The organism is Clostridium sp., assembly GCF_050717535.1.
In the GTDB taxonomy this organism is placed as follows: domain Bacteria; phylum Bacillota; class Clostridia; order Clostridiales; family Clostridiaceae; genus Clostridium_AD.
This window is the reverse complement of record NZ_JBOITM010000069.1, coordinates 59,143-73,297: the sequence shown is the minus strand read 5'-3', so window position 1 is coordinate 73,297 and position 14,155 is coordinate 59,143. Positions and strand designations below refer to the sequence as shown.

13 protein-coding genes are annotated in these 14,155 nt (G+C 30.3%); 1 reads left to right on the top strand and 12 read right to left on the bottom strand.

Annotation, left to right across the window (positions count from 1 at the left end; genetic code table 11):
- Window positions 1-47: 47 nt before the first annotated feature.
- Window positions 48-1,220 (bottom strand): stage II sporulation protein P, encoded by a 1,173-nt coding sequence (locus ACREVU_RS11640; protein WP_431551764.1) that lies wholly within the window; start codon window positions 1,218-1,220, stop codon window positions 48-50.
- 128 nt (window positions 1,221-1,348) lie between these two features.
- Complete coding sequence (gpr, locus tag ACREVU_RS11635) at window positions 1,349-2,323, bottom strand: GPR endopeptidase (protein WP_431551763.1); 975 nt, start codon at window positions 2,321-2,323, stop codon at window positions 1,349-1,351.
- Between the two features lie 240 nt (window positions 2,324-2,563).
- Here gpr and rpsT point away from each other — a divergent pair, with 240 nt between their 5' ends.
- Window positions 2,564-2,836 (top strand): 30S ribosomal protein S20, encoded by a 273-nt coding sequence (gene rpsT / locus ACREVU_RS11630; RefSeq protein WP_431551762.1) that lies wholly within the window; start codon window positions 2,564-2,566, stop codon window positions 2,834-2,836.
- A gap of 38 nt (window positions 2,837-2,874) precedes the next feature.
- Here rpsT and holA read toward each other — a convergent pair whose 3' ends face one another.
- From holA to ACREVU_RS11580, 10 genes are all read right to left on the bottom strand, one after another.
- Complete coding sequence (gene holA / locus ACREVU_RS11625) at window positions 2,875-3,909, bottom strand: DNA polymerase III subunit delta (RefSeq protein WP_431551761.1); 1,035 nt, start codon at window positions 3,907-3,909, stop codon at window positions 2,875-2,877.
- A gap of 15 nt (window positions 3,910-3,924) precedes the next feature.
- Window positions 3,925-5,691, bottom strand: coding sequence for a ComEC/Rec2 family competence protein (locus tag ACREVU_RS11620; protein WP_431551760.1), 1,767 nt, complete (start codon window positions 5,689-5,691; stop codon window positions 3,925-3,927).
- A 42-nt stretch (window positions 5,692-5,733) separates the two neighbouring features.
- Complete coding sequence (locus ACREVU_RS11615; protein ID WP_431551759.1) at window positions 5,734-5,976, bottom strand: hypothetical protein; 243 nt, start codon at window positions 5,974-5,976, stop codon at window positions 5,734-5,736.
- 144 nt (window positions 5,977-6,120) lie between these two features.
- Window positions 6,121-8,613, bottom strand: a complete 2,493-nt coding sequence (locus tag ACREVU_RS11610; protein ID WP_431551758.1) for a P-type ATPase actuator domain-containing protein — start codon at window positions 8,611-8,613, stop codon at window positions 6,121-6,123.
- A gap of 117 nt (window positions 8,614-8,730) precedes the next feature.
- Window positions 8,731-9,282 carry an MORN repeat-containing protein gene (locus ACREVU_RS11605; protein ID WP_431551757.1) on the bottom strand — a complete coding sequence of 184 codons (552 nt, stop codon included), beginning with the start codon at window positions 9,280-9,282 and terminating at the stop codon, window positions 8,731-8,733.
- A 163-nt stretch (window positions 9,283-9,445) separates the two neighbouring features.
- Window positions 9,446-9,610, bottom strand: coding sequence for a zinc-ribbon domain-containing protein (locus tag ACREVU_RS11600; RefSeq protein ID WP_165413721.1), 165 nt, complete (start codon window positions 9,608-9,610; stop codon window positions 9,446-9,448).
- A 197-nt stretch (window positions 9,611-9,807) separates the two neighbouring features.
- Window positions 9,808-9,987 carry a hypothetical protein gene (locus ACREVU_RS11595; protein WP_431551756.1) on the bottom strand — a complete coding sequence of 60 codons (180 nt, stop codon included), beginning with the start codon at window positions 9,985-9,987 and terminating at the stop codon, window positions 9,808-9,810.
- Between the two features lie 334 nt (window positions 9,988-10,321).
- Window positions 10,322-10,942 (bottom strand): V-type ATP synthase subunit D, encoded by a 621-nt coding sequence (locus tag ACREVU_RS11590; protein WP_431551755.1) that lies wholly within the window; start codon window positions 10,940-10,942, stop codon window positions 10,322-10,324.
- Between the two features lies 1 nt (window position 10,943).
- Window positions 10,944-12,326 (bottom strand): V-type ATP synthase subunit B, encoded by a 1,383-nt coding sequence (locus ACREVU_RS11585; RefSeq protein ID WP_431551754.1) that lies wholly within the window; start codon window positions 12,324-12,326, stop codon window positions 10,944-10,946.
- A gap of 50 nt (window positions 12,327-12,376) precedes the next feature.
- Complete coding sequence (locus tag ACREVU_RS11580) at window positions 12,377-14,134, bottom strand: V-type ATP synthase subunit A (RefSeq protein WP_431551753.1); 1,758 nt, start codon at window positions 14,132-14,134, stop codon at window positions 12,377-12,379.
- Between the last annotated feature and the right edge of the window lie 21 nt (window positions 14,135-14,155).

Here is a 14,155-nt window from a genome sequence, read left to right as displayed (position 1 = left end):
ATTAATTATTATCTTCCTCTTAGTAAGGATGCACTTTTTAAAATAAATTATTCACTTTTACCATTTATTTGCTCTGCAATAATTCTTGCTAAATACTTACCAGTATTTTTTGCTTCTTGAATAGTGTTACCGTCTGAGCCTACTTCTATTAATACCGCATTATCACTTCTATTCTGATTATAAAAACCTATTCCCCAATCATAAGTATATATCTCCCTTGGATATAAAAGATCTGGGAATAGTTTGTTTGATGTGCTTATCATTGAATCTATTAGTTTCCTTTGCTTTGCATATCTAGGGTTTTTCTGTGCCACTACAAACATAAATTTCGCAACGTCTTCACCATTTAACTTAGTAGTGACGGTCTTTGCACTATCTCTATGTAAATCTATAATTAATTTAAAATTTCCATACTCCTTTAAATACTTATCTAAGGTAACTCCAGATTTTTTATAGGCTCCGTTATAATCGCCTTTATCATTCACAGTTTTATCATGTATAACTGCAATTCCATAATTTTTTTCTAATTCCTCCTCTATTACATCCCCTACAGCAGTTACATTTCTTGTTACATCCGAACTACTGTCAACTTTTGTTGTATCCTTGTCCGAAGCTAGATAAGCTTCGGAGGTATGAGAATGATATATAAATACTTCAGGCTTAGCATTATTTAAAGTTTTTTTCAAAGCAGGATCATATAAGCTTGATACTACATTAGACTTTTGAGTTGTAGCTTGATTTTTGCTTACCTGATTTTCTCCTAAACTAAAAGGATTAAGTATAAATGTTTTTAAACTGTTTACTTCACTGCTATTATTTTCTACATGTAAATCAGGGATAATTTCATTAATATTTAAATACGAAATTTCTTTTGCAATTATTGATATAGGATTTAAGATATCTACCCCTAAAATAGATAACACTGCATATTTAATGCTAGTTTCATTATCTGCCACTTTCCCTTCAGTTTTTGAAGCATTAATTACAGATAAGGTATTATTAATAGCCTTAACATAAAAATAGTTCTGATAATTACCTTCGCCATAGGCTTTAACACTTTTGGGTAAAATAGATCCAAATAAAAAAATAAGAAGCAGGGTGAAAATACTATAAAACGCTTTAACATTGGTACCTTTTTTACTATTATATTTAGGTAAACTTGTTTTTCCACTGTGCAACTTCTTATTCAATCTTTTAAAATTTATACCTCTGTAACTCATTTTTATCTCCCCTCGCATAGGCATCTTCAAAAATAACTATCAAAACGCTGACCCGTTTTTCTTCAGATGCCTTTTACATTATATATGAGGGGATATAGTGATTTATTACTAGTATATTATTGGTAATTCTAGTTTAAGAACTTATTTATGTCCTCCAGGTCTAGTGCTGGCTGTAAGGCTATATTAACACCACTCGCAATGATTTTAGAAAGAGAATTTATAACCATATCAATTTCCTTTGGTGTAACTACAAGATTACCAACATAAGGATTTAATATCTCAGTGATCATTTTTTGTTTTTCCTCCTTATCAATGGACTTAAGCATATTGTAAAATTCTCCACCTGCACTTGCCGTTCTAATCATCTCATCAAGCACTAAATCAATGGTATCATTTGCTAGAGTTGCTGCATCCACTACTGTTGGAACTCCAATAGCAATAACAGGCACTCCAAGGCTTTGCTCATTTATTTGCATTCTTCGATTTCCTATGCCAGCTCCTGGGGAAATTCCAGAAGTACCTATTTGTATAGTTCTATTTACCCTATCCATTTTTCTTGAAGCTAAGGCATCAATACAAATTACTAGATTAGGCTTTATCTTCTCCACTATACCTCTAATGATTTCGCTAGTTTCCATACCGGTTATTCCAAGTACCCCAGGAGATATAGCACATACAGGCCTTATACCTTCATCTATGGAGTCCGGTACTAATTCTTTCAAGTGCCTTGTAACCATTATTTTTGAAACAACTTTTGGACCTATAGCATCAGGAGTTACATTCCAATTACCAAGTCCAACCACAAGAGCTGTCATACTATCTTCTAATTTTATTAAGGGTTTCAGTACCTTTCCCATTACAACACTAACTCTATCCATAGCTTCACCATCATAGTGAACAAATTCTGGGATATCAATAGTTATATATGTACCTTTTGGTTTTCCCATCATTTTTTCTCCAACATCGCTTACTATTTTTACATTAGTGATTTTAATATCACCTTCATTATACTCATCTACATCAATGCCAGGAATCTCGCCATTGTTTTCTGCACTGTATATCTCCTTAGCTTCCACAGCTAAATCCGTTCTTATACTTATCATAATTTCACCTCAACTAGATTTTTAATATTAGCTTTTCCTAATAATTATTTCCTATTCTTTTAAAATTATTTATTTTAACTACCATTATATTAGAATTTCTACATATAGGATAAATTTCACTTGATGTGCTTTAAATTTAATGTTATAATATCAATTGTCTATTGTCTATTAAATAGACTCGTATGCAGTTTTCCCCAAGATTGCAGATACGGATTAAATACAAAGGGGGGTGAAAAACAAATGGCAAATATTAAATCAGCAAAAAAAAGAATTAAAGTTACTCTAGTTAAGACAGAGAGAAATACAATGATTAAATCAGCTTTAAAAACTAAGGTAAAAAAATTCGAAGCAGCTGTCGTTACTGGCAATGTTGAAGAAGCTAAGGTTACATATGCAAACGTGGTTAAAGCTTTAGATATGGCTGTAACAAAAGGAATTCTTCACATCAATAAAGCAGCAAGAAGAAAGTCAAGACTTGCAACTAAGTTAAACAATTTAAGTTTAACGGCATAATAAATAACCGGTGACAAGCACCGGTTATTTGTTTTTTGTTACATAACTGTCTTTATCATAAAGACTTCAATATCTATCTTATTGTCAGTAGAAGTACTTTTCAGTGCTTTTTCTGTTTCAACACATAGTCCAATATTTCTCCTTAATCCCTTTAGTGTAAATTTCATACTCTGTGAAATCATTTTTTCACATATATAAGGATGAAGTTTTAACTCACTTGCCAAAGTTTCTTTTCCTTTCCCACTTTCTATGCCTAATTTAATATTAAATAGAAGATTAAATTGCCTAGCTATCATAAATAAGATAAACGGAATTTTTTCACCTTTATATATAAGCTCATTTAAGATGTCTAAAGCTCTTTTTATATTTTTCTGCGACAAATAATCAACTAAATTAAAAATATCATTTTCACTCTTTTGGGGCATCATAGCCAAAATATCTTCTTTTGTAATTTCTCTTCCCTGTGCAAACGAAATTAGTTTTTCTACTTCGTTTAATATAATATCCATATTATTGTCTACATTGGAGCAAAATAGTATAAGTTCAGTTTTTCCGATTTTTTTACCAGCACTTTCAAATAAATCCTTACATTTTTTTTGAAGAGAATCACCTTTTAGTTTATCAACTTTAATAACACATGATTTTTTTTCTAATTTTTTAATTTTATTGCTAGGTTTCTCTCTATCACTTGAAAATACATAATATATAATCAAAATACATTGGGGTGCTGGATTTTTTAAATATTCGTTTAGCAGTGCAAAATTGTCATTTTTCGAATCCCCTGAATTCTTACCTGCGCCACTATCCTCTAAAAACGATGCTCTATATACCACCACTACTTTTTTATTACTCATAAAAGGCATGGTTTCACAAGAGTCAATAATTGTCTCAAAATCAGTTTTACCACCATCAAACTTGGCATAGTTTAAATCTATAAAATCACTTTTTAGTACCTTGCTCGTGATAAATTTAACATGTTGTTTTATTAATTTTTCATCCGCTCCGCAAAACACATAACAATTATCTAATTCATTTTTCTTTAACTTTTTTTCTAAATCCATTAAATTAATCAAAATATTCCTCCAACCCTATAAAAATTTTATAACTCTATTCCCTATAATTATGTACTTATTTATTATTGTGCCCGCAGGTACAAACGTATCATCCCATTTCAGTTTTACAATATTACTAAATGCCGTAATTTCTTTACTGGTATCATTAAATACCGTATTATCATTAAATAGCAAACTAGCACCACTATTATTAGTTTTCTTCAAAAGACACACTTGTGCTTCTAATTTCTTACCATGACTAATTAATCTTAATATACATCCGCCACCAAGGTTAATAGTTGAATCTCCTACGTAACCAGAAACCACACTATTTATTTTCACAGGCACTCTTATATTGGAACCATTAATGTTACCCGTAGAAACGGCAATTGTATTTTTTTTATATTGCACTAAAACTATATCATTTTTATTTATATTTATATAGCTAATCTCAGGAAAAACTTTATAATTTTGAAATACAATAATAAAAATAACACAAAGGGGAACATGTTTAAATTGCTTATGTCCACTTTTATTTCCAAGATAACATAGATATAGCCCAAATACAACTAAGCTCTCTATATAAGAAAAGTAAATTATTTCGGGTAACAATGCCTCTAAAATTTTCTGAATAAATTCTATAATTGATAAAACTGTATATAAGCCATAATTTATTAAATTGAACAATACATTTATGCCACTAAGCACTAGACCTATATTGCCAAGAATTACAACTACCGTGTAAAATGGTAATAGCAGTAAATTACCAAAAATAAAACCTAAACTGAAAGTTTTCAATGCAAAGACTGCATAAGGCAAAGAAAATATTTGAGAACTTATGCTTAAGCTAAAAGACTGGTTTAAAGTAGAGGGTAGTTTGTATAACACCTTTTTCATTTTTTTATTAAATAATATAATTCCAAGAACGCAAAGAAAAGAAAGCATAAAACCAATATCTAGAATAGAAAAAGGTCTAATTATAAGTAGAATAATTGCTGCTAGGCTAAGCGAAGAAAGACTATCGTATTTTTTATAAACTTTACTTGATATTTTCAATACAAAAATCATTATAAAAGCTCTTATAGTAGATGCTTGCCCACCTGTAAATATCATATATAAAAAAGAAAATACTATAGCAATTTTATAACCAATAATAATTTCTAGTACTTTATATACTACTGACATATGTAGTCCCGATACACTTATAACATGACTAATTCCCAATTTTTTAAAATCTTCTTTTTGATTTTTTTCTATGTATCCACTATCTCCAAAACATACACCCATAACTAGTGCTGCTTTTTCTTTTCCTAATATGGGCGAAAATTTTTGGTATAAGTTGCTTCTAAAATTTTCAATCTTAAATATTAAATCCTCATGGCATATTTTATACTCGTGAACTTTATATGTCCCTACTATTCCTCTTTCATATATTGGTATTTTTCGAAAATTCCCACTTATCCAAACATTTCTTCCTTCCGTTAATTTGAAAATATCTCCCTCTAAAACTATTTTTTTACCATTATATTTTGCATAACAATAATAACTACTTTTGTCTGAAATTCTCACTTTCACGTTTGCTTTATTCGGTAAATTAATATTAAAATAAGCATAATAATTTGCAGCTCCTATAACAAAAAAACACAATACTAAATAAAAGAACTTTTTATCTATAGTAAAATACATTGTAGCTAAAAAAGATGCAGCTATAACTGCACCTAAAATAGGATCAATAGTTAAAATTAAAAAAGTAAAGCATCCCATAAATATTGTTATTGCATAATATACTAAAGGTCTAATCATAATAAACTATAAACTTGAAAATTTATTTACTAAATGAACATATTAATTTGTTCCATTCTCTTCTATTTCTATTATAATCTCAACACTATGGATATTAGGAGTGGCATGAATTTGTCTCACATGAGGTATTCCAGTTTTATTTTTTATTTTAAAATAATTACAAGTAATTTCCTGCGCCGCACACTCTGACAAATTATTATAATTAACAAAATACTCTTCTTCTGGCATATCTAAAAAGATAGTATTACTCCCTATTACCCTTGTTTCAAATATATTTTCAAGCATTTTCACACCTCCACAACTCTATTTTATCCAATAGGTATTCAAATTAATCAGGGTATTTCTACTTGTTTTTGATTTCTCTAACACTGTTAGAATTTTTTTAGAATTATAACTATTTTTATTAGCTAAAATAAGACTATTATATTACTAAAAATTAAAATTATTAAAACATATGAAAATAAAAGCAATTTGCAATAATAAATTAAATAACATCAAAATATAAGAAATTTTATTTTTAGAAAAACGTTTTTCATATAGCAATTTTAAGGTGAATAGATTTTGGAATAGAGAAAAAATTAGAGTGCTAATATGCTCTATATTATTAATAGAAAATATGCTTGTAGAAATCAAAATTAAAAAATATATTCCACAAGTTGCAAGGGAAGTCACTATAGAAACTCTTTTTATATAATGATAGTCAATATTTTTATTTTTTTGCACAGAATTCCTATTTTGCAATAAGATTGATAACCCACAAAAGGGTACAATTATAAAATTCAAAAATAATATTTCAATAAATGAGAATGGCAATTGTCCCTTAGTAATTAAGCAAACTAATATTATAAATAATTCACTTGTGCCCGTTACACACAAAAATAAAACTAATTCACTTATATAGTTAATAATCTTTTTACTATGCTGAACTAAATTTATTATTTCACTTAAATCATTTTCTTGTAAATATAAACTTGAAAGTTTTCTTACTACATTGCTGCATTCACTTCCCGTGGAAATGGATATACGAGAATTATTAAGGTATTCCAAATCCGTTGTGTTATCCCCCAGCGATGCAATAGAATATCCTCTATTATTTAACAAATTAACAATTTCATTTTTATGTTTAGAAGAAATTTTAGAAAAAATTCTAACCCCCTCAATATTTTTTTCAAATTCTTCACTACTCATATAATCTATTTCTATTCCTGATAATATTTGTTCACTCTTATGCGTAAGCCCTATAAGTTTACCAAAAGCTAAACAAGCTAATTTATTATCGCCCTCATCTATAATCAATCTAATATTAAGTTCCTCACAAGTTTTTATGGCTGCATAAGCACTTTTTTTTATAGGATTTTCAAAACCCATAAGTCCTACAAAAACTAAATTACTTTCAATATTCTCATCAATACTAGGTTCATAATTGAAATTTCTATATCCAAGACCTATGACATTATAGGAACTATTAGACATTTTGATATGAACATTTATTATATTTTCAATATCGGTGTCTTTAATTTCCTTTTCCATGCCATTAATCAATATATGAGTACATTTATTTAGAAGTCCATCAAGATTGCCTTGTACATTAGCTCTATATCTATCTTCCATCTTATTTACAACAGTTTTAATCCTTCTATCAGAGTCATAGGGTATTACAAAAATTCTATCCCTCACTTTCTGAAGTTCACTATTTTCCCTTAAATTTTCACTACAAAATTTACAAATTGCATATTCCATAAAATTCTCAATAGAATTAGAATTTCCTCCATATGGTTCACCTTCTGCACAAAGCTTAGCATCGCCACAAAGTGTGGCTATACTAATTATTCGCTCTAATGTACCTCCAATGATAACATCTTGGTCTTCCACATCAATAAACCCATTATCACAATAAACTTTTCTTAAAATAAATTCATTCTCAGAAATAGCACCTATCTTTTTTGTAAATATTGCAGATATGTTAGATAGAAAGAACATAGTAGAAATATCCTTTATGTATATATTCTTCTTTTTAAATTCAGCTGATATAATATAAAAAAACAAAAGTAATATTATAATAATAACAGGAAAATTAAAGCTCATAAAAATATAAATAAGCTCATTTATAATTTTATGAATAGCAATTTTTTTGTATAAGGTAAATCCTAAAGTGAGTATCCCTGATAATATAGCAATTATAGTTGCTTTGTTTGCAATTTTACCAAAACTTTTGCTGAAGAATCTATTATCATTTTTATATTGCAGTAATGCTTTTAAGATTTTACCGATTTGTGTATCCATTCCAGTAGCAATAACTATCCCCGAAGCATAACCTTCAGTAACAACAGAAGATTTAAAAACTATATTCTTTATTTGTGAAAGATTTATAATTTCTCCCTCTATCTTCATAGAGTATTTTTCCACCTCATATTTTTCACCAGTTACGGCAACTTGTCTAACCACAAGCTCATGAGTTTCTATTAACCTAATATCTGCTGGAACATAGTTGCCTTTTTCTAAAAATACTATATCGCCAACTACTACTTCCTCACATCCTATTTTGCATCTCTTTCCGCTTCTTATTACAAGTGCAAAAGGTACGTTTAGATTATCAATTTCCTTTAAATTCTTTTCTTCTTTATAGTCTCCAAGTATTAATAATGTAAAACTAACTAGCATAGTAAAAGTTGCAATATACCCTATGGTATATAAATTATTAAAAAACAACATAATGATAAAAAGTGTGTACATAACATTCCATAATTGCGCCATTTCCTTGATAATCAAATTTAAAAGGCTTTCTATTTTAGGCTTTAATATAATATTATCACCATATGTTTCTCTCATATGTTCAATTTTATTTTCATTTAGTCCCAGCTTAATGTCTGAATCTAAAACTTCCACTACTTTTGTCATTGTTTTTCCATACCACTTCTTCATATTACTCAACCTATCCTTCTTCATTTATACACATTATATTCTTCGCTTTAATATACAAAAGACTTTAATATAAAAACTAAAGTCTCCCGTGTTAAAATTTTCTTATAATAATGGGTTTTATCTTATTAATTTGTTGTTTTTAGATTGTCCCATTTCAATTTCTCCATCAGCATATATATACATTCCAGAACCTTGTCTTTCATCATTTTGCCATTGCCCTATATATTTTTCTCCTCCAGCCCAATTATGAATTCCCTCTCCATGTCTAAGTCCATCTTTCCACTGTCCTACATAGCTATCACCGCCTGGCCAATTACAAATGCCTGCACCGCATTTTTCATCATTTTCCCAATCGCCTATATATTTTTCACCATCTGGCCATGTATATATTCCACTACCATGTTTTTCATCATTATTCCATTCACCTATATATTTTTCACCACAAGCCCAAGTAAGAGCTCCCATGCCTTGCATCTTGCCATTCTTCCAAAGGCCTTCATATTTACTTCCATCCGTATAAATAAAAGTACCTTGGCCATTTTTCATACCATCTTTTCTCTCTCCTTGGTATTTTCCTCCGTGAACATGCTCTACTTTAGTATTTATCAAATTAGTATTTTGCATTTTAATTTTATCCAAATTAGCCTTATTAAATTTCATATTTTTCATCAAGTAATTTCTCCTTTTCTTTAGGCATTCTTGACAACCTATTCTATTTTGTGTACCTTATCTTTAATATACTATACCATAAGTTTTCAGAAAATATATAATATTTTTTTGCAAAATAAAAACCTGTAGGAATAAATTCCTACAGGTCTTGTATTAGATATAATTATCTTTGAAATCCTCTATTGTTTTGTTGTTTTTTAGCTCTTCTACAATCAGGACATCTTTGTGGTTCATTTTCAAATCCTTTTTCTTTATAAAATTCCTGTTCACCCTCAGTGAATACGAATTCTTGTGAACAATCTTTACATACAATAGTTTTATCTGCCATTTAAACATTTCTCCTTTTTATTTATATTAAGATTTAAGAGCTGATTTACTTTATATGCCTAAAAAGGTAATGTTTAAATCATATTAAATCTTGATGTTGTTGATTTTGCAATCTCAACTCATTTAGAATACCATATATATTACTCGTTTGCAACACTTTTCTTTAAAATAGTTTAAAAATTCCAATTTCCTTATTTCTTATTTCTTATTTCTAGCTAATGCTAAATTAATAGTTCCTTTAACAAGATCAATGGCCTGTAGCTTGCTATGTCCCTTATGTTTTATTTCCTCTTCTTCTTTTCTTGCAATTGCTTTAAAAGGATATTCTTTCTCGTCGTTATCCATAACTTCTATTACATAGCCTCTGTATTCTTCCATATTCCACCTCTTATTATTTATTTAAGATTTTGCTTCTAATCATATACTTTGCATATATTATTTAAAACTAAACAGTAATTCAACTTAAAACTTTCTTACACTTTAGCATTAACTTTATTATTTCTAATTCTTTTATAATTTTCCTGTTTTACCCTCCCTATGTAAACCATTATATCACATTTCGAATAATTTGAATATTCTTTTATTAAAATTAACTTTCTATGAATTTTATTGCTAAGTAAACCAAAAATATTAAAGCATGCACCCTCAGCTTAGTTGGATACATACTTTAATATTCCATATTTTACAGTTAATAAAATTCTTTATTTAAATACTAATCTTCTTTTCTATGTTTCTTTTTTACTACTTTTAACCTAAAAAAATCTTCTCTTTCCTTCTCTTCTAGAACTTCAGTAATAAATTTTACTATTTCCTGAAATTTAGGAATCTGTATATTCTGAAGTGCATTTGCTCTCTTTTGGGTTTTCTTTACTTCCATTGCTAACCTATACACAGCATTTTCTACTTCTGCTAACTCATAAGTTAAATATTTCACATCATTAAATTCCTTCATGGCCTCATCAATAGCAGCATTACTTCTGTAAAATCCATATTTGGGCTGTATATCTTTTCTCTCGAAAATAATTTTTGGTACTTCTACTCCCATAACACTTTTGAATAACATGTCATAGTCTGTAGCTTCCTCTACCGTCATGGCTACATCTTGTATATCTGTTATTCCAGAATTTATATTAGCAGATTCTAGCGCTTTATATGCTTTTGAAAAAGTTTTATTTACTTGATCTTGAAGAACACGTGCCTTATCTACATAAGACATCATTTCCCTTATAAGCACATTCCTTTTCTTGTCTAATAGTTCAAATCCACTTTTAGAAAAATCCAAGGAATTTTTAGCAGACATTAAGGTAGATTTGGTTGGTGCGAAGGTTTCCATACTACTTCACCGCCGCTACATAATATTTTTCTAAGATTTTAGGTGAAACCCTGTCAAGCTCATTCTTAGGCAAAATGCCAAGAATTTTCCAAGCTAAATCTAAAGTTTCTTCCATATCTCTATTTTCATCATAGTCCTGTTTTAAAAATCTTTCTTCAAAAGCTCTACCAAAGTCCATATATATCCTATCTGTTTCTGAAAGCTCATCTTCTCCTATAACTTGTGCTAATGCTATTACATCTTGCACCCTAGAGTAAGCTGCAAATATCTGATTAGATACATCTCCATGATCTTCCCTTGTAAACCCTTCACCAATACCATCTTTCATAAGCCTAGAAAGAGATGATAAAATGTTTACTGGAGGGTAGATGTCTCTTTGCTGAATACCTCTACTTAAAACAATTTGTCCCTCCGTAATGAAACCTGTAAGATCCGGTACTGGATGCGTTATATCATCATTAGGCATAGTAAGTATTGGTATTTGTGTTATGCTACCCTTTTTCCCTTTCATCATACCAGCTCTTTCATAAAGCGAAGCTAGATCAGAATATAGATATCCTGGGTAGCCCTTTCTACTTGGTACTTCTTCTTTTAATGAGGAAAGTTCCCTTAATGCTTCACAATAATTAGTCATATCAGTAAGTATTACAAGTACATGCATATCTTCTTCAAAAGCTAAGTATTCCGCAGCAGTAAGCGCGCATCTTGGGGCTATTATCCTCTCAACTATAGGATCATCAGCTAAATTTGTAAACATAACTACTTTTTCAAGCACTCCTGCTTCTTCAAAACTTTTCTTGAAAAAGTTAGCATCATCATACTTTATTCCCATAGCTCCAAATACTATACAAAATTTTTCATCTGCCTCACTGGAAACTTTTGCTTGCCTTACTATTTGTGCCGCAAGCTCATTATGGGCCATACCATTTCCAGAAAATATAGGAAGCTTTTGTCCTCGTATTAAAGTAGCAAGACAATCTATAGAAGATATTCCTGTTTGTATATAATCTCTAGGATATCTTCTAGCCACGGGGTTCATAGGCCTTCCATTTACATCATATTTTTTTGAAGAATAAATTTCCCCACCATTATCTCTTGGGTCACCTATTCCATTAAATTCTCTACCTAATATATCCTTTGTAATAGCTATTTTAAAAGATTCCCCTTTAAAATGCACTGAAGTATTGGAAACTGACATTCCAGTTGTAGTTTCAAACACTTGTACTATAGCCTTGTCTTTATATATTTGAACAACTTTTCCCTTTTTCTTATCTTTTCCATCAACCAATATATCAACTATTTCATCATAGGCTACATCTTCCACATTAGAAAGTATAATTAAAGGGCCTTGAATTTTATTTAACATTAAATATTCTTTCTTCATATTGCACCTCCCTACTAGCGTCTTTAGGTATACAATAATTATCCTATACCTTACTTATATTTTTGTATAAGTTCCTCAAAATAACTTGCTAATTCATTTTCTAAATCATCTATTAGCTCCGGATTATCATTAGGCACATTGTATTTCATTTTATAAAGTTTTTCCATTAATTCCTTATTCATTATAACAGAAATCGGTATTCCAAATTTCACAGCCCTGCGTCCACTATCATAAAAGAATTCTATAGCTTTAAGCATTTTATATTGTTTATTTAAAGGCACATAAGTGTCCACAGCATTATAGGCATTTTGTTGGAGGAAGGCTATTTTTAGACATTTTGCCACCTCTATGATGAGCCTTTGCTCGTCAGGAAGTACATCCTCGCCTACCAGTTTAACTATCTCCAGAAGCTTATTTTCTTCAAATAAAAGTTTAAGCATCTTAGCTCTTAAATCCATTACGTCCGCCGCCACGTTTTCCTCATACCAATCCTTTAAAAGTGAAACGTACCCGCTATAACTAGATAGCCAATTTATTGCTGGATAATGCCTTGCATAAGCCAATTTTTTATCAAGACCTAAAAAGGCAGAAACGAATCTTTTAGTATTTTGAGTAACGGGTTCTGAAAAATCTCCGCCGGCAGGAGAAACCGCTCCAATTACAGTAACAGACCCTTCAGTATCATTTAAGTTTTCAACATATCCAGCCCTTTCATAAAACTCTGCAATTCTTGATGGAAGATAAGCTGGATATCCTTCTTCAGCAGGCATCTCTTCTAGTCTACCTGAAATCTCACGAAGTGCCTCTGCCCACCTTGAAGTAGAATCTGCCATTATAGCAACATGATATCCCATATCCCTAAAATATTCTGCTATAGTTATGCCTGTATAAATACTTGCTTCTCTTGCAGCTACGGGCATATTTGATGTATTTGCTATAAGCACAGTCCTGTTCATTAGTGGCAAATCAGTTCTAGGATCTATTAGTTTTGGAAAGTCTTCTAGAACTTCTGTCATTTCATTTCCTCTTTCTCCACAACCAATGTACACTATAATATCTGCATCAGACCACTTTGCAAGCTGATGTTGAGTTATAGTTTTTCCAGTACCAAACCCTCCGGGAATAGCGCAAGTTCCACCTTTAGCCAATGGAAAGAATATATCTATTATTCTTTGTCCCGTAATAAGAGGTTTAAAAATAGTTTTTTTATCTTTTACCGGTCTTGGCTTTCTTACAGGCCAAGATTGGTAAAGTTTAAGTTCATGAATTTTCTCGCCTTGCTTTAATTTAACTACTACTGTTTCTATATTATAGCTTCCATTTTCACTTACTTCTACTACTGTTCCAAATACTCCAGGTGGTACCATTATCTTATGTATAATAGTTTCCGTTTCTTGAACAGTTGCATATATATGTCCCTGTTTTAATTCATCTCCAAGTTTTACTGTAATATCTACATCCCAAAGTTTTTCTTCGTCCAAAGAAATAAGACCTATACCCTCCGGTAAAAATCCATGGGACATTTCATTTATTTTTTCTAGTGGCCTCTCGATTCCATCAAATATATTTCCTAGTATCCCTGGTCCAAGTTTAAGAGAAAGAGGATTTCCAGTAGAAATTACGCTTTCACCTATCTTAAGCCCACTAGTTTCTTCATAGACCTGAATGGTTGCGTAGTCATCTTCTAGTATTATGATTTCACCTATGAGCTTTTTCGTGCCCACCATGACCATTTCTCTCATTTTAAAGCCCTTCATGTGCTCAGCTTTTATAACTGGGCCATTTACTCCCATTATATTTCCTTCCATGCTTTTCCTCCCCTTGATAAA